At 41.4% G+C, this 15,578-nt stretch carries 18 protein-coding genes; 8 read left to right on the top strand and 10 right to left on the bottom strand.

What is annotated here, in order from left to right:
- Positions 1 to 111: 111 nt before the first annotated feature.
- The 7 genes from DRJ53_RS20595 to DRJ53_RS20565 all read left to right on the top strand — a co-directional run bounded on the left by DRJ53_RS20595 (position 112) and on the right by DRJ53_RS20565 (position 5,645).
- A complete protein-coding gene (locus DRJ53_RS20595; RefSeq protein WP_114237568.1) occupies positions 112 to 732 on the top strand; it encodes an efflux RND transporter periplasmic adaptor subunit in 621 nt (206 codons plus the stop codon).
- 11 nt (positions 733 to 743) lie between these two features.
- Positions 744 to 1,397, top strand: coding sequence for a class I SAM-dependent methyltransferase (locus DRJ53_RS20590; RefSeq protein ID WP_114237567.1), 654 nt, complete (start codon positions 744 to 746; stop codon positions 1,395 to 1,397).
- Positions 1,394 to 2,008 carry a cytochrome c biogenesis protein CcdA gene (locus DRJ53_RS20585; RefSeq protein ID WP_114237566.1) on the top strand — a complete coding sequence of 205 codons (615 nt, stop codon included), beginning with the start codon at positions 1,394 to 1,396 and terminating at the stop codon, positions 2,006 to 2,008. The genes DRJ53_RS20590 and DRJ53_RS20585 overlap by 4 nt, the downstream gene beginning before the upstream one ends.
- Before the next feature lie 6 nt (positions 2,009 to 2,014).
- Positions 2,015 to 4,030, top strand: coding sequence for a heavy metal translocating P-type ATPase (locus DRJ53_RS20580; RefSeq protein WP_114237565.1), 2,016 nt, complete (start codon positions 2,015 to 2,017; stop codon positions 4,028 to 4,030).
- Between the two features lie 47 nt (positions 4,031 to 4,077).
- Entirely contained in the window at positions 4,078 to 4,686 is a 609-nt protein-coding gene (locus DRJ53_RS20575) for a lipoprotein signal peptidase (RefSeq protein ID WP_114237564.1), read from the top strand.
- 82 nt (positions 4,687 to 4,768) lie between these two features.
- Positions 4,769 to 5,371, top strand: a complete 603-nt coding sequence (locus DRJ53_RS20570) for a cation efflux transmembrane domain-containing protein (protein ID WP_114237563.1) — start codon at positions 4,769 to 4,771, stop codon at positions 5,369 to 5,371.
- A gap of 22 nt (positions 5,372 to 5,393) precedes the next feature.
- Entirely contained in the window at positions 5,394 to 5,645 is a 252-nt protein-coding gene (locus DRJ53_RS20565; RefSeq protein ID WP_114237562.1) for an FAD-dependent oxidoreductase, read from the top strand.
- Positions 5,646 to 5,736: 91 nt separating this feature from the next.
- Here the strand turns inward: DRJ53_RS20565 and DRJ53_RS21925 are convergent, their stop codons facing one another.
- From DRJ53_RS21925 to DRJ53_RS20515, 10 genes are all read right to left on the bottom strand, one after another.
- Positions 5,737 to 5,970: a transposase gene (locus tag DRJ53_RS21925; RefSeq protein ID WP_162303951.1), complete on the bottom strand. Its 234-nt coding sequence runs from the start codon at positions 5,968 to 5,970 to the stop codon at positions 5,737 to 5,739.
- Between the two features lie 270 nt (positions 5,971 to 6,240).
- Entirely contained in the window at positions 6,241 to 6,714 is a 474-nt protein-coding gene (locus DRJ53_RS20555) for a heme-binding domain-containing protein (protein ID WP_114237560.1), read from the bottom strand.
- Positions 6,715 to 6,861: 147 nt separating this feature from the next.
- On the bottom strand, positions 6,862 to 7,419 hold the full coding sequence (locus DRJ53_RS20550) for a DUF305 domain-containing protein (RefSeq protein WP_114237559.1): 558 nt from the start codon (positions 7,417 to 7,419) through the stop codon (positions 6,862 to 6,864).
- A 116-nt stretch (positions 7,420 to 7,535) separates the two neighbouring features.
- Positions 7,536 to 10,505 (bottom strand): multicopper oxidase domain-containing protein, encoded by a 2,970-nt coding sequence (locus tag DRJ53_RS20545; protein ID WP_114237558.1) that lies wholly within the window; start codon positions 10,503 to 10,505, stop codon positions 7,536 to 7,538.
- Positions 10,506 to 10,599: 94 nt separating this feature from the next.
- Positions 10,600 to 10,935 (bottom strand): four-helix bundle copper-binding protein, encoded by a 336-nt coding sequence (locus DRJ53_RS21950; RefSeq protein WP_277749286.1) that lies wholly within the window; start codon positions 10,933 to 10,935, stop codon positions 10,600 to 10,602.
- A 52-nt stretch (positions 10,936 to 10,987) separates the two neighbouring features.
- Positions 10,988 to 11,272, bottom strand: a complete 285-nt coding sequence (locus DRJ53_RS20535) for a hypothetical protein (RefSeq protein WP_114237556.1) — start codon at positions 11,270 to 11,272, stop codon at positions 10,988 to 10,990.
- The gene (locus tag DRJ53_RS20530) at positions 11,259 to 11,993 is read right to left on the bottom strand and encodes a DUF305 domain-containing protein (RefSeq protein ID WP_114237555.1); all 735 of its coding nucleotides are present in this window, start codon (positions 11,991 to 11,993) and stop codon (positions 11,259 to 11,261) included. The genes DRJ53_RS20535 and DRJ53_RS20530 overlap by 14 nt, the downstream gene beginning before the upstream one ends.
- Before the next feature lie 106 nt (positions 11,994 to 12,099).
- Positions 12,100 to 12,714, bottom strand: coding sequence for a DUF305 domain-containing protein (locus DRJ53_RS20525; RefSeq protein ID WP_114237554.1), 615 nt, complete (start codon positions 12,712 to 12,714; stop codon positions 12,100 to 12,102).
- Positions 12,715 to 12,914: 200 nt separating this feature from the next.
- Positions 12,915 to 13,310 (bottom strand): HYC_CC_PP family protein, encoded by a 396-nt coding sequence (locus tag DRJ53_RS20520; RefSeq protein WP_114237553.1) that lies wholly within the window; start codon positions 13,308 to 13,310, stop codon positions 12,915 to 12,917.
- Between the two features lie 22 nt (positions 13,311 to 13,332).
- The gene (locus DRJ53_RS20515; RefSeq protein ID WP_114237552.1) at positions 13,333 to 14,079 is read right to left on the bottom strand and encodes a DUF305 domain-containing protein; all 747 of its coding nucleotides are present in this window, start codon (positions 14,077 to 14,079) and stop codon (positions 13,333 to 13,335) included.
- A gap of 705 nt (positions 14,080 to 14,784) precedes the next feature.
- Here DRJ53_RS20515 and DRJ53_RS20510 point away from each other — a divergent pair.
- Complete coding sequence (locus DRJ53_RS20510; RefSeq protein ID WP_114237551.1) at positions 14,785 to 15,231, top strand: heavy metal-binding domain-containing protein; 447 nt, start codon at positions 14,785 to 14,787, stop codon at positions 15,229 to 15,231.
- Positions 15,232 to 15,578: the final 347 nt, after the last annotated feature.

Here is a 15,578-nt window from a genome sequence, read left to right as displayed (position 1 = left end):
AAAAATAATTTTTTCACTGCCCACATCCCTCAAAAAAACAGGCCTCCTCGCCAGCAAAAAGGTGGGTCAGTTTGCTCCGGCCTGAATGGGTCACCTTGACCGGCTTATGCAATGGAAATCATTGACAACTCTCAGATACACTGTGATCTGATCGTGTATGAGAAAGATTTGTTTCGAGTAAAAGTTGGTCAGACTGTAAGATTCCTGCTTGCCAACCAAAACAATAGGGAAATTACTGGACGCATTTATGGGATCAACAAATCATTTGAAAATGAGGGCAAAGGGATAATTGCTCATGCTAGGATAGAAAACGCTAATACGTTTGGATTGATACCGGGAATGTATGTTACAGCACTTATTCAAACCGGAAGCGAACAAGTTACAGCTGTGCCCATTGATGCTGTAGTTACATCTGAAGGAAAGAGCTACATTTTTGTTGTGGATGAAGAAGGAGAGAAAATAGAAGCCAAAGAAAATGCCGAACAGGCAGAGAAGGGTGAAAAACAGGAGAAAGGCGAAGAAAAAGAAGGAAGTGAGGAAAATGAAAAGAACGAAGGCGCAGAAAAGTCTATTCATTTTAAAATGGTAGAGATAATTACGGGAGTTAGTGAATTGGGATATGTAAAAATTACAACGGTAGGTGAAATTCCAGATAAGCCGAAAGTGGTCGTTAAAGGTGCAAATTATTTATTAGCGAAAGCAAAAGGTGGAGGTGAGGAAGATGAACATTAAAATTTAAAATTATGGCAACAACTACAACTTACATCCCAGCATTAAAATATAACTGGCTTACCAAATTCTATGATTTTTTAATTCAGGCATTTCTGAAAGAAAGGTCTTGGAAATCGTTTCTTATTCATAGCTTCTCTAATAAAAACCCACAATCAATATTGGATATCGGTACAGGGACAGCTACGCTTTCTATTATGATGAAGAAAACTCATCCTCAAGCAAACATTGTTGGTCTTGATGGCGACGAAAAAATTTTAGCGATAGCTAGAAGCAAGGTCGAGCAGCAAAAATTAAACATTGGCTTGATAAAAGGAATGTCCTACCAACTTCCTTTTCCTGACAATCATTTTGATGTTATAACCAGTAGTTTAATGCTCCATCACCTTAGAGATGAAGATAAGGTGAGAACATTCAAGGAAGTTCTTCGGGTGCTAAAAGCAGGCGGAGAATTTTGTATAGCAGATTGGGGCAAGCCAGATACGGTAACATCCCGTCTATTGTTCTATTGGGTTCAGTTTCTAGATGGGTTTGAAACAACGACTAGCAATGTAAAAGGATTACTCCCGAAGTTTCTTTCTACCAGTGGTTTTGCTACGGTAAATGAATTAAAGAAGTACAAGACAATTGGCGGAAGCATTTCTATTTACAAAACTCGTAAGGTATGATTCAGATTTTGACAGGAAGTATATTGATAAGCTTATTGCATGCAGTCATTCCCAATCATTGGCTGCCTGTATTGGCCATTGGTAGAAAAGAAGGATGGAGCCTGGCAGAAACAACACGCATAACTTTCATATCTGGATTGTCGCATGTAATCAGCACGGTACTAATTGGTGTTCTACTTGGTTTGATTGGAGAAGAACTGGCGGACCATCTTGATAGCTTCACGCATGTTATTGCACCAGCTATACTCATTTTGCTTGGATTTTACTTTATCAGACAACACTATAGGCATCACCATTTTCATGTAGAAAAAGAGAAAATAGAAAAGAAAACCAAAAGATCAATCATTACGGCGCTGGTAATTGCGATGTTTCTTTCTCCTTGTATGGAGATAGAGGCTTACTTCCTCCTTGCCGGAACAAAAGGCTGGCAAGTGATGGCTTTGATCGCAATTTTGTATTCAGTCATCACCATTGCCGGGATGCTTATATGGGTAAGGATCGTATATAATGGCTTATTAAAGCTCAATTGGCATAAATGGGAGCATAATGCTGGAATCATAACTGGTTTAACATTAATTATAACTGGTATCATCACATTTTTCATTCAATAGTTTTTTATGGAACAAAGACCAAATGAACAAGAAAACAAAGGGTTGGCTTTAGACCAACTTTCCAAGGTCGTAGAATCAGGAGAAGAAAAGGAAAAGGCCAATAATGATGGGTATAATCTGCCTGGAGATATCCAAAATAATCCGGCAACTAAAAAGATAAAAGTGGATATGGGCTTAAAAGAAAACTGGAATCTTTTGGTAGGGCTGGGTATCCTTGTTATTGTATTGGTTTTGGAATACGGTTTTAAGGTAGAGCTGCCAAATGTTGCTGCACTTATCATAAACGGCATCGCTTATTTATTTGCTGGATACAAAGTACTTGATCTTGCTTTTCGTAAATCCAAACGTGGCGATTTCTTCAATGAATTTGTCCTCATGAGTGTAGCTACTCTTGGAGCCTTCTTGATTGGCGAATATGACGAAGGAGTTGCTGTAATGGTTTTTTATGGTATAGGAGAATGGTTTCAAAGCGTAGCGGTGAAGAGAGCGAAAGCAAGCATCAAAGCACTGTTAGATATTCGCCCGGAAGAAGTAACTGTTTTACGTAATGGAGCAGCAACTGTCGTTCATCCTTCTGAAGTTGATTTGGGCGATACCATTCAAATGAAACCTGGCGAAAAAGTTGCCTTGGATGGTGAATTGGTTTCTGAAAGTGCTTCTTTCAATACGGCAGCACTCACAGGAGAAAGCAAGCCCGATACAAAATACAAAGGTGAGCCTGTATTGGCAGGCATGATCAACCTTAATACTGTTTCCACAGCAAAGGTTACGGCTGCATTTAAAGACAGTAAGTTGAGCAAGATTTTGGAGATGGTGCAGGACGCAACAGCTCGTAAGTCGCAAACGCAGCTATTTATATCCCGCTTTGCCAAAGTTTATACACCTATTGTTTTCTTTTTGGCCTTAGCCCTAGTGGTTGTACCCTATTTTATTGTGGATGAATATTTGTTTTATACCTGGTTTTACAGGGCTTTGGTATTTCTGGTCATTAGTTGTCCCTGTGCATTGGTTGTCTCCATTCCACTTGGATATTTCGGTGGAATTGGCCTTGCCTCACGAAATGGCATTTTGTTTAAGGGAGGAAACTTTCTGGATGTGATGACAAAAGTAAATGCGGTAGTGATGGATAAAACCGGAACCTTGACAAAGGGTGTATTCAGAGTGCAGCAGGTTGTTTCTATAGGCATAGATGAAAAAGAACTAGTGAAGCTTACTGCTGCACTCGAAAAGAACTCTACACACCCTATAGCCAAAGCGGTAACAGAGTACGCAGGCGATGTTATTGGTGAAGTAAGAACCGAAAATGTGGAGGAGATTTCAGGTCATGGCATGAAAGGCGTAATGAATGGAAAAGAAGTTTTAGCAGGAAATGCGAAGCTGTTGAAAAAGTTTAATATCGCCTATTCGGCGGAAATAGAAAGCATTGTTGATACTCTTGTTGTTGTAGCTATTAATAATCAATATTCAGGATACATTACTATAGCAGACGAAATCAAGGAAGACGCAGAACAGGCAATCAAGGACATGCATAGCTTAAATATCAAAACTGTAATGCTGTCTGGAGATAAGCAATCAGTGGTAGACCAGGTAGCAAAAAGGATTGGTATTGACGAAGCTTATGGTGATTTGCTGCCGGAAGGAAAGGTGGAGAAAGTTCAGGCACTGAAAGATCAAGGGAGGCGCATTGCATTTGTGGGAGACGGTGTTAATGATGCTCCTGTTGTGGCGTTAGCGGATGCTGGTATCGCAATGGGAGGACTGGGAAGTGATGCAACCATTGAAACTGCAGATATCGTAATTCAAAATGATCAGCCATCCAAAATTGTGTCTGCTATCAAAGCAGGTAAATTAACAAGGCAGATAGTATGGCAAAACATATTTCTGGCAATGACCGTAAAAATAATTGTCTTGGCTTTAGGAGCTGGTGGGGTAGCTAACCTATGGGAAGCGGTCATTGCAGATGTTGGAGTAGCACTGGTAGCCATTATGAACGCTGTACGCATTCAAAGAATGAAGATATAAGCTTTGATGTCAGATGTGCTTTTGTTTACGTAAGGATGAGAAATGTCATGAATGAAAAAAAGGTAGTATCGCTCATATTGATTTTAGTGTTCTTAGATCAGGTTATCAAGGTCTATATCAAAACCAATTTTTACTATGGTGAAGAACACATTGTTTTCGACTGGTTCCGCATTTATTTTATAGAGAATCCAGGCATGGCGTGGGGAATGAAGTTAGGAAAAGGAGATCTTGAAAAACTTGCTCTTACCCTATTTCGGCTCGCAGCAGTGATATGGGGAACCTTCTATATGAGAAGAATTATTCGTGAGAAATACCAATCAGGTTTTATTGTGAGTGTAGGTTTTATTTATGCTGGAGCTTTAGGTAATTTGATTGATAGCCTCTTTTATGGAGTAATCTTTGAAAAAAGTGATCCTGTAACGCAGAATATTGCTCGTGCATTTACAGCGAAAAGCGGATATGCAGACTTTATGTATGGGCATGTTGTGGATATGTGGTACTTCCCAATCATTCGCACCACACTTCCGGAATGGGTGCCTTTTTGGGGAGGAGAATATTTCGAGCTCTTTTCTCCTGTATTTAATACAGCTGATGTGTGGGTGTCAACAGGTGTAATAACATTGCTACTATTTCAGAAATTTTTTTTAAAAATGTAGATGCTACCGCTTCAAGCCAGGCCTCACTAAATGAAAAGAAAGTTTCCCAATAAAGATACATTAACAAGAAAATGCTAATGATATGGGTGAAAATGAAGAACAAAAACTCGATCCAAGCAACAAAAAGGAGCGGCGAACGCTGATACAGGTATTGCTCATTAACTTTTCCCAAGTCGCCCTTGCAGGCATTGTGGGTTTTATCATCAGTTCCTCCGGTTTGTTAGGCACTGCTTTAGATAGCGCAGGAGATATGGCTGTTTACCTGGTAAGCTTGTATGCTGTCGGAAAAAGTGTTCGTGCCAAAGTAGGGGCAGCAACTTTTTCAGGTATTTTTCTAATTGGCGTCGGCATTCTTCTTTTAATTGATGTGATACAAAAGTTTACAGAAGGCTCTGAACCTGTGGGTTGGGCAATGATTATTGTTGCCATAATAAATACAGCAAGTAATTACTGGGTAGTTCGGTTGCTGAAGCGTGAAAAGCAGGCTGGCGTACACATAAAAGCTTCTATCATTTTTACAGACAACGACATGTGGATAAATCTTGGAATTATTGTATCTGGTTTAGGGGTGATGATTTTTAAGTCCTCTATTCCGGACCTGATGGCGGGTGTTATTGTCGTTGGCATCAGCATCTGGGGCGGCATCCACATATTAAAAGATGCAAGGAAAGAAATAAGCAAATAATCCTAATTGAAAAAATTTCATTATGGAAAGTTATGATATCATAATTATCGGCTTCGGTCCTGTCAGCTATGTATGTGCCATTCGCTGCAGGCAATTGGGGTTGAAGACAGCCATGATCGAAAAGTACAATGCATTGGGAGGCACCTGCCTTAACGTAGGTTGCATTCCTTCAAAAGCGGTGCTGGAAAGCAGCGAGCATTATCGAAATGCGAAGAAAATGTTTTTCATGCACGGTATTCACCTAAAAAACTGCAAATCAGCCTGCAGGAAATGATTGCCCACAAAGTAGATATGGTAACGAAAACCTGATGTATTGCAATTAAAAAAATGAATATCCCGATAGCTTGATAATACTAGAACTTATCTCAAAAATATTTTATTAGCATGATGATGGCAGCGAGGTAGAGAAAGCCTTGGAAGTTGTCAGCTTTTCTTTCATAACGCACCACACATTTTCGATAATTGTGCAACCATTCAAAGAAGCGCTCTACGCTCCATCGGTGCTTGTAATGACGTAGGGGCCGTCCATCTCGGGTTCTTGGCTTTCTTCGGTTCCGTTTGTGCGCTGAAGATTTACAATTGAGTTTTACCGTGCTCAAAAAAAGATTGAGCAATAAGAGAGACCTATTTATTCACACTTAAAATACACACAGTTATGGAATCAGTAAACTCGAACTGGTGGGGGATGCATAAATTCTGTTTATCTTTTGGGAGTTTTTATTAGCCATGGTTTTCTTCACACCCTGGTGACCAAAAACAGATCCTCAAGAAGCAATCATCGTGTACAGCGAAGAAGGCAATTCTGTTCCCATCACCAACACCACCGATCTAAATATTGTCATTTTTTAATATATAATTAACTCATAGCATCATAATGCCTTTCGGCTCAGTTCGGTCTTGACACTATCGGTCCAGCTTACGATAAGCCGGATTTGCGCATCACTCAGCTCGGCATTTTTGTGTATGATCAAATAAGATTTCAAGGGCATTTCCCTGTTTTCTACCTGTTCGGCAATAGAAGACATCTTACTTTTCATTCTTCTTCTGGTATACTGCGAAAATTCAGAAAAATTCAACTCCGCCTTTCCTTCCTTAATGTGATTGGCCAACCAAAGGCTGGCAGGGCTGATCTGTGAATACCAGGGGTAATTGGTTTTATTGGAGTGGCAGTCATAGCAAGCGGTCTTTAATAGGCTCTTAACCGTATCTGGCACCTGAACATAGTGGGTGAAGTCTTTGTCTGATTCAGCATTCCCATTGTTTTTTTTAGGTCTTATAAACTGAAGTAACACAAAGATGACCAACAATGCCAAGGTTATTCTTTTTACAAGTGGTCTGTTCATCTTTTATATTGTTGATATCAACCAGACTTCGAAAAATGTGTTCATTAAGAGTGAAGCAAGATGTTTCGCTGGAGTTTCAACTTACTCCTGGATAATTTTTGGTTTTCCAATTTCTTAGCCTTGTAATATCATATATGTGTGCAGCAATCATCTTCTGCGTGAATTACAGTAATTTTTTTTCCCATATTTCCGGTACAGCGTAGCAAGAGCAATAGCATTTTGATGGTGTTGCATCATCATAATCGCAAAGTCCAAGTCCAAATATGCACCATGCATCGAAAGACCGTTAGCAGTTAGGCTGTCGAGTAGCATAAAGGCTTTTTCGCTGAAATCTGACTTTACTTGAACATTGGTATCTGCTATCTGCTTATCTAGTAAGTCCATGTCCATTCTTAGATAGTCTGATATATTTTGTGCAATAGTTTTCAATTCCACGTTTTTACCTTTGCTCATCACGGTTTGATACATTTCTAAGGCTGCCAACTGATGCTTCTTTAAAATATGAAGGAAGTCAAGATCAGTATTTCCGGTATAGGTGTTCAAACGAAGACTGTCCAGCATATTATTGGTAGCTTGGGCTAGCAGCATGGTGTTTTCTACTTCCGGAGGGCGCACTGAATTTTTCAAAGGATCAGACGCTGTTGGCTCAACAGGTGCTGTCTGATGCTGCCTGCTGTCGGTGCATGCAAATGAAAATACCAGCATTACACACATGGTTAATGTCAAAGATTTCGAGTCAGGCATGAACACATTTGAAAATGAGGGGCTGGCTACTGAAGTTATTACCTGCCCCGAATAAAGTGAACTGTCTACATTTTTTATCAATACACAATCGACAAGCCAGCTCCCCAGCCATAATCACTGTCATAATTAGCTGAAACAGCAAGGTATTTAGCAATTATATACCTTGCCTCTACGCCATATTCCTTATCAGTATTCCAGCGCAAGTCCAGTCGTGTACGGGTCGTAAGGGGCAAATCCTCCCGCTGTGCTTCAAAACGCAACTTTCCTTTATGATCCACTCTGCCTTCAACAGAAATAAAGAAAGGCAGCAAGTACTGCAAACCAGCAACAGCTACTTTTTCCTGCTCCATCTCCGGCTGTACTTTTCCGTTCTTTACATTTACCCGTTCATACTCAAAGCCGGCAAATGCCGAGAAGTACTGACGCTTATCCAGGAAATACTGCAGCCGTGTTTCTAACTCATAACTTTTTTTATAATCCCACCTCCAGTCCTGATCAAGTTGCAACTTGGCGCCAGACATTACTACAGTGCCAAAAGTACCCTGAGAGTGGAAGGCTGCATTGGACCAGGGGTAATAGCGTGATCCGTGCTCTCTTAAAAATTGCCTGAACTCTTTAGGATGCGCCTGTTGAACCTGGGAAACCGTTCCTTCATAGCTAAATATGGTGGCCATTCCGGAATTCATATGGTAAAGGGTATGGCAGTGGAGAAACCAGTCCTTTTCCTCTGTGGCTGCAAACTCAATAACCTGTGTATGCATGGCATTGATATTAAACGTATGCTTCATGGGTGCATTAGCCCCCTGGTTGTTGATCACCCGGAAAAAGTGGCCATGCAGGTGCATGGGGTGTTCCATCATGGTGGCATTGGTAAAGATTACTCGGACATTTTCTCCTTTTCGAATCATGATCTTTGTATCCTGCTGGGATAAAGTGTTACCATTGATCGACCATACATACCGCAGCATATTGCCGGAAAGGGTAATTTCAATTTCCCGCCAAGGCCGTCCCTGAGGAAGCGTGGTGGCACCACTGTCGGAAGCAAGCATATCATAACCCAGCACCACATCATTGCCATTGCCCGGAGGAAAGTCAAAACCAGTCATAGGCATTGGGGTCATCATGGTTTGCAACATATAGCTCCGGGAGGTGTCCCGCTGGTTGATGGTGCTCTTTTGCTTGCCACCCTGCATGCCCCCCATGTTCATGTTGCCGTGCTGCATGCCACTCATATTGTTACCTTTCATTCCCGGCATTTGCATATTCTGGTGGTTCATGGCTGGCTCCATCTTTTTAGAAACTGTATCCATTTTCAAGTTGCCCATGTTGTGCATGTCATGGCCCTGCATGGAACCTTGCTCCTTTTTATTGGGCACGGTGTCGTTATGCTGTAAAAGCAGTCCTGAAATGACTTGAGGGTTCAGGTTCCAACGCTTGGCAGGGGCATAGCTCATCCCTCCGTGCTTGCTATGATCCATTCCCTCCATTGCATCTTTTTTCTTTGGAGCCGGTTTATTAACTGCGGGTTTTTTCGGAGTTGGTTTCCTTGTAGGAGGCTTTTTCGTAGCAGTTTTCTTTATTGGGGCTTTGGTGGCTTTTTTTGTGGCTGATGTAGTAGCCTTCCTTGTGGCTGGCTGCTTTTGCATGCCAGGCATTTTAGAGTGATCCATGCCGTTCATATCCGCTGTATCCTTGCTTTGCGTTGTGGTATCCATCCCACTCATGTTTCCATGATCCATATGGTCCATGTCCATCTTTGGTCCAGTTGTATCCATTTCTTTATGATCCATGTTGTTCCTACTGGTATCGTTCATTTCCATGTTCCTGTGACCCATCCCCTGCATCCCTCCTTGCTTGCCGCTCATATTCATGCCTTGCATGTTATCCATGTTCATCTTCATATATAAACCCATTTTCATCTTCATGCCCATACCTTTCATCATCCAGGTCATTTGGTTCATTTCACGCATTAGCACCATGTAGTCGAGCTTGGGGATGTCTTTTGCCCTGACCTGTGGTCCGGAACCAAAGAAAGCGGAAGCAGAGGTGGTGATATCCTGTGCGGTAGCCCTGAACTCATATTGCCCATCGTCAGGTATTTTGATCATGATATCGTAAGTTTCGGCCGTAGCAATCAGAACTTTGTCTACATCCACCGGCTTTACGTTTGTTCCATCAGAGGCAACTACCCGCATTTTGCCTCCGGAATACTGTAACCAATAATAGGTCGCCGCCGATCCGTTTACCACCCGCAGCAATACAGAATCACCCTTTCTGTATTTGGAAAAGGTTTGGACAGGTTGGCCTTGCATGAGATGCACAGGATAGTACACATCACTTACATCGGCACCCGGCATACGGGTCCACTCCATTTGTACCTTATCACCAAAATGCCCTTTTACAATAGCCTCTCCCCAGCTTTGAACCCCTTTCTTCTGAATAGCATACCATTCATTGCGGCGCTTTAATGATCGCATGACACTTTTGCCACTTTCATCCCGCCAGTCTGAAATCTGTAAGACTTCCTCATTCTTGCCACTTTCTCGTTCAGGAACGGCAGGGTAAAAAACCAATGGCCCATACAAGCCTTCCTGCTCCTGAAACCCAGTATGCGAATGGTACCAAAGCGTTCCATTCTGAATAATCCTGAACCGGAAAGTATGCGTACTACCCTCATGGATGGGTGGTGTGTTCAATGCATGCACCCCATCTTCCTCATTAGGCAGAAGCACGCCATGCCAGTGTATGGAAACTTCTCCTTTAAGCCTATTATGCACATGGATTACAGCGGAATCGCCTTCTGTAAACCGTAAGGTGGGAGCCGGAATCTGGCCGTTGATTGCCAGTGCTTTTCGCTTGCGGCCGGTAAAATTCACGGTGGTGTCGTTTACATAAAGGTGGTATTCCACAATGGGGCCTATGCGACGAACACCTCTTTGCTGCGAAGGCTTCCGGTCACCTGTGCTCAAGTTGTGCCCTTTATGTTGAGCTTTTGATATTGCTTGGACAAGAAACAAGAGGCTTATCAGGAGGAAGCTATACTTCATTTAATATTGGTTTGTGCGGTTGGAAAAGGAGGCAGTAACCAAATAGGTTACCACCTTCTTTCTAAAGGGACTTCACGCATTATCAGGATCTACTTCAAACGGTAGCACCGGCCATACGCCTGCATTCTTCAGCACACTTGCGACAAGCTTCTGCACATTCCCTGCAATGTTCCATGCCATGTTGTGCATGCATTTCACATTCAGCACCACAAGCATCACAGATGTCTGCACAGATGCGGCATATTTCCTTAGCGGTCTGGCCACCCATACTCATTACCTTGGCTGCAGTATAACATATTGTAGCGCATTCCAGGTCAAGCTGGATACAGCGCGCCAACATTTTTACATCATCCTCTTGCAAACACGAAGAAGCGCAATGATCACAAATAGATGCGCAACGAAGGCAGGCATCGATACACGACTGGTACATTTGATTGTGTGCCATAATCTAAACTTTAATGGTTAAGAAATGATTCAAAAACTTATTTGGATCTCTCCTGTTTTAGGATAAACTGAGATTTTTGTTCAGGTGCATTAATTATTTTAACTGCACCTATTTTATGGAGTAGCTGTAACTCCTCGTTTACTGCCGCTGTAATTTCTGCAACACCCTCTTCTGAAGCAATTCCTTGCAATTCAATTATCTCCATGGCCACCTCATCTACATTTGCCCTTTGCAATAAAGAGAGCACATATAAAACTTTATCCTGCAGCGATAAATCACTGGAATAGCTATCAGGGACGGTAACGAGATCATCTTGGCTCATCTACTTTTTTTGAAGGAATTCCATGCTCATTGATAAATTCAGAAAGCTCAATAATCTCTTTTGACTGTTCTTCAATAATCATCTTTGCTTCATTCAAAGCCCCTTCATCATTACCCCATTTAAGCTCTACTCTGGACATTGCAATAGCTCCTTGATGATGGCAGATCATCTGGTTGGCAAAGTCAACATCAACGTCTTCGGTATCTGGAGCTTTTTTCATGCATTGCATCATCATGCGCATCGTCTCATCCATTTCCTTCATGAACAATTTGCACTGTTCTTTAGAAAGTGGCTCCGGGTTAGGATGAGCAGCCAGAAAAGCAAGCAGTCGCTGTTTGCTAGCTTCATTGCCTTCCTTTGTTTGTACAGCAAGTTCCTTTGCCTCAGGCTCGTGCCCGTACTTCAGTTCTGCGTCAGCCATTTTGATGCCGGCCTCATGGTGCATGATCATCATATTGGCAAAGTCTATATCCGGGTCACAGGTCATCTCCATTTTGCTCATCTGCTGCATCATATCCTGCATTATTTGATGCACAGCTTTATCAAATGCTTTATCTGCATCTGAAGATTTAGACGCAGTTTTACTTGCTACTTCAATTAACCCGACATCCTTCATCGAACTTTCAAAATCCTGATCTTTTTGGCAACTCACAAAGGTGAGCGAGCAGGTGATCAATGCTGTTGAGAACAGTCTGAAATTCTGATTTGCTTTCTTGTACATAAGAATTGGTTTTATTGAAATAAAAAATTGTTTGCAGCAAATGCCATCAGCCCAGCTGGGCCGGCATCTCCGAAAAGAATCTTACAATCATAGTTTTGTATAAACCCTACCTTTTGTTTGTCTTAAGCCAGTCTGACAATTCTTTGATTTCTTCCTTTTGATCCTCAATCATTTTACGTGCAATGGTCTTTAATGCTTCATTATTACCATACATCAGGTAAGCTTCCGAATTCTCGATAGCACTATTGTGGTGTTGTATCATCAGGGTTGCAAAATCATTGTCGATATTGCCTGTTATTAACTGAATATCAGCTATCTGGTCCATTTTCATCATATGATCCATTTGCTCCATTGTAAAGGCTGGCACACTATTGTTCACCGTCTGTCCTGTCAAAATGGTCGATAGTTCCTGAATTTCCATCTGCTGGGCTGTGATCATCTTCCGCGAAAAGCGCTTCAAAGAATCGTTTTCGCCGTCCTGAATCTGCACATTGCCCATGTTAATGGCTCCTTGATGATGCATGATCATCATGCGAGGAAAGTCTATCTCCGGATCATTAGTCATGGTCATACCATGCATGCGGTCCATCATCGCATGCATTGAGTCCATCATACGATTGTTGTCATGGGACTGCAAAACCAGGTCTGTTGCATCTTCCTTTTCGCAGGCAGTAAGTGCCAGCACGATTGAGCATCCCAGAACAAATAGGGTGTTTTTCATTTGTTTATGTTTTTAGGTTATCAAAGAGAAATAGTTAGAAAGTTTGAGTGTCATTATTGTCATTTCGGCTGAAATCAAATTATCGGAAAAGTGATAAGCATTGGTGTATAAAGGCAATGAAATTGCCTGATTATACCAGTACATAGATAATTACCTCAAATGCCTGATTACCTAAGTAGTAAAATTGAAAGAAGATGTGTCTAAATACGAAGGTTCCTGGTCTGGATATATATGGGAGCAGTATAATCTGGTGGAGGGCTATAAAAAGCAGTAAAGAGTTCGGGCTTATGATTGGACGGCAGGACAAAATATAATGGTGGAAATGTCGTCTCTACCAGCATCCATCGCTTATCAACGATCTGTTCACAGGAAGAGGAAGATTGATCATCTGTAATCTTGAAAGAAACGGGTACATCTTTACAGCAATCATTTTTTTCATCGTGGCTTTCCATGCCACATTTTCCACAGGTACCAGTATTGGTATCCGAAAGTGAGATACCTGCAAATTCACCCATGCAAAAGTGCAGGTGCATAGTAGCACCTGCACTAAAAGTGAAATATAAAATCAGCAATATGGTTGACAAAACCTTTTTCATTCAAATTCCAGTGTAAAGAAATTTAATGGCCGGAATGGTCAGCAGTAGCACCGGTATCACCACTCTTCATATTGCTCATGTCATGTCCTGACGTTCCGGAGGAATGGCTACCCTGATGCTTTTCCAATGTTTTGAGGTCTTCTGAATTTGCTTTAATGGTACTGTTAGCAACCTTTTTTGTCTGTTCTTCTTTTGCGGATTTCAGGTAATCCCTGGCCATGTCAATACCTTCCTGGTGGTGCATGGCCATCATCATTGCAAACTGCTGATCTATGTCGCCTCCATGATTCATGTTCATGTTTGATGCATTACTCATCATCTTATCCATAGTGCGCTTTGCATAATCAGATTTGCTATCAGGCTGATGGCTGCTTAAAAAATTCTCCAACTCACCAATATTCTTTTGGGAATCGGTAATGATTTTTTGAGCCACCTGTTTCAGGTCTTCATTTTTGCCCTGTGATATTTCAATATTTGACATGTCAATGGCACCCTGGTGGTGTGACTTCATCATCATTGCAAAATCATGGTCAGGGTCTTCCGTCATTTTCATGCTATGCATTTGCTGCATCATTTTATTCATCGCCCCTTGAAATGAGTTGCCCGCAGTAGAGCCGGATGTAGTAGTAGAAGTATCTGCACCAGAAGTGGTTGCGGCATTGGACTGATCACTAGTTGCAGAACCTGCTGAAGTAGATTCACTACCGCTATTATTTCCACACGAAGTCAAAATGGTAATTGATAAACCCAATAGAATAATCTTATGCATATCCTTGCTTTCTGTTTCCTTTCACAGCAAAACAAAAGCCATCCAAGCCATTATCAACAGGACAAGAAAAGAAGGCATATCACGCGGACCACAAACAGGAGATCGGTTAAAACTTCAATACAGTGCAGTGAAGCATAAATCCGACGAGTTTTAACGGCTTGATTTTTAAAATTATACATGTATAATAAATACACATGTATTTACTTCCTGTACAGAGCGCCTTCAGTTTTATTTACAGGCATCGATCATTTAGATTCAGTTGTATTACATTAAAGTATAAACATTTTCTACTAAAATACCAGCTACCAGTAACTAGCTAATCAAAATGATGTGATTGTTGCTAAGATCGTTGGAGACCATAGCTCGGCCTTATTCCCCAAAATGATCATTTATCATTTGACCAAAGTAACATACCAAGGTATAGATCTGTTTCCCCGGTGATTGTTAGTACAATAGGTTTAAAGCTATAGTGTTATCAGTTCTCTTCATTTCACATTTCCAGAGACCAAAGCAAGGGGCACTAGCGGAAAATTCTAAATGGTATCAATGTGAACGGGCTTGGCGGTCCAAGTGGGGCTTTTTGGATAATACGGAAAAATGCATCGCTGGTTTATTCTTTAAGTCACTTAGGTGCGTGAGGCTAGTCAGGTGAAAAGGTTAATTGGCTGAGTACCTTAACATACAAATCTCTTAAAAACCAACTTCATGAAAAAGATATTATTTATGGCAGTTGCTATACTAATTTCTTCTGCCACCCTTTTAGCCCAAACCAAGGCTGGTAAAGTTGATACCTCTCAACATGCTACCTTTTATACTTGCCCAAAGCATTCCGATGTAGTCAGTCATCAGCCTGGCAAATGTTCTACCTGTGGTACTGAGTTAACCCTGACAACAAAAGAAGAAATGAAAACAAGTGCCCTTAAGAATTACACTTGCCCTGTACACATTAGTGTGACGAGCCATGATCCCGGTAAATGTCCGCAGTGTGGCAGAAAAATGAACTGGTCGCCTAAGGAGCAGATGAAGGCGGAGGTTACCAAATTGTTTACTTGTCCGATGCACCCGGAAGTTGCACTTAACAAGGATGGTATTTGTCCAAAATGCAGCAAGCCATTGGAGGAGAGAAAAAGAGCAAAAATTAAAAGGAGCTAAGGTTGCAGGGTAAATTGTACATTTTTCCATCAACACATAAGGTATGTTAATGGGGCTTATACGCAAGCAGGGAAAGAGAATTGGCACCAGTTCTCAAGGCGGCAATCATGATTTATTTGCAGCATTCTTTTCGGTGAACAGAAATAGCCCTGAGGACTCTTAGAAGAATATTGCCAATTTTCTGAAATATAACCATATTGCAAAATTAAGGGTAGCAATGCTACCCCTTTTGTTAACTGTAAATCTTCAGCGAAAAGTGGACTAGAATAGTAGTAAATTAAGAGAGGGTTTCCATTCACTCACCTCAAAAACAATGATCATGGAAACAAGACCTCAAAAGCCCTCCA

The organism is Paracnuella aquatica, from assembly GCF_003332885.2.
Classification (GTDB): Bacteria; Bacteroidota; Bacteroidia; order Chitinophagales; family Chitinophagaceae; genus Flavisolibacter; species Flavisolibacter aquaticus.
This window is presented reverse-complemented; position numbering and strand designations above follow the sequence as displayed.

What these genes read in the sequence shown, in the direction of transcription:
- DRJ53_RS20595 (WP_114237568.1), top strand. Translation starts at nt 112, where the DNA reads ATGGAAATCATTGACAACTCTCAGATACACTGTGATCTGATCGTGTAT.
- DRJ53_RS20590 (WP_114237567.1), top strand. Translation starts at nt 744, where the DNA reads ATGGCAACAACTACAACTTACATCCCAGCATTAAAATATAACTGGCTT.
- DRJ53_RS20585 (WP_114237566.1), top strand. Translation starts at nt 1,394, where the DNA reads ATGATTCAGATTTTGACAGGAAGTATATTGATAAGCTTATTGCATGCA.
- DRJ53_RS20580 (WP_114237565.1), top strand. Translation starts at nt 2,015, where the DNA reads ATGGAACAAAGACCAAATGAACAAGAAAACAAAGGGTTGGCTTTAGAC.
- DRJ53_RS20575 (WP_114237564.1), top strand. Translation starts at nt 4,078, where the DNA reads ATGAATGAAAAAAAGGTAGTATCGCTCATATTGATTTTAGTGTTCTTA.
- DRJ53_RS20570 (WP_114237563.1), top strand. Translation starts at nt 4,769, where the DNA reads ATGGGTGAAAATGAAGAACAAAAACTCGATCCAAGCAACAAAAAGGAG.
- DRJ53_RS20565 (WP_114237562.1), top strand. Translation starts at nt 5,394, where the DNA reads ATGGAAAGTTATGATATCATAATTATCGGCTTCGGTCCTGTCAGCTAT.
- DRJ53_RS20555 (WP_114237560.1), bottom strand. Translation starts at nt 6,714, where the DNA reads ATGAACAGACCACTTGTAAAAAGAATAACCTTGGCATTGTTGGTCATC.
- DRJ53_RS20550 (WP_114237559.1), bottom strand. Translation starts at nt 7,419, where the DNA reads ATGCTGGTATTTTCATTTGCATGCACCGACAGCAGGCAGCATCAGACA.
- DRJ53_RS20545 (WP_114237558.1), bottom strand. Translation starts at nt 10,505, where the DNA reads ATGAAGTATAGCTTCCTCCTGATAAGCCTCTTGTTTCTTGTCCAAGCA.
- DRJ53_RS21950 (WP_277749286.1), bottom strand. Translation starts at nt 10,935, where the DNA reads ATGTACCAGTCGTGTATCGATGCCTGCCTTCGTTGCGCATCTATTTGT.
- DRJ53_RS20535 (WP_114237556.1), bottom strand. Translation starts at nt 11,272, where the DNA reads ATGAGCCAAGATGATCTCGTTACCGTCCCTGATAGCTATTCCAGTGAT.
- DRJ53_RS20530 (WP_114237555.1), bottom strand. Translation starts at nt 11,993, where the DNA reads ATGTACAAGAAAGCAAATCAGAATTTCAGACTGTTCTCAACAGCATTG.
- DRJ53_RS20525 (WP_114237554.1), bottom strand. Translation starts at nt 12,714, where the DNA reads ATGAAAAACACCCTATTTGTTCTGGGATGCTCAATCGTGCTGGCACTT.
- DRJ53_RS20520 (WP_114237553.1), bottom strand. Translation starts at nt 13,310, where the DNA reads ATGAAAAAGGTTTTGTCAACCATATTGCTGATTTTATATTTCACTTTT.
- DRJ53_RS20515 (WP_114237552.1), bottom strand. Translation starts at nt 14,079, where the DNA reads ATGCATAAGATTATTCTATTGGGTTTATCAATTACCATTTTGACTTCG.
- DRJ53_RS20510 (WP_114237551.1), top strand. Translation starts at nt 14,785, where the DNA reads ATGAAAAAGATATTATTTATGGCAGTTGCTATACTAATTTCTTCTGCC.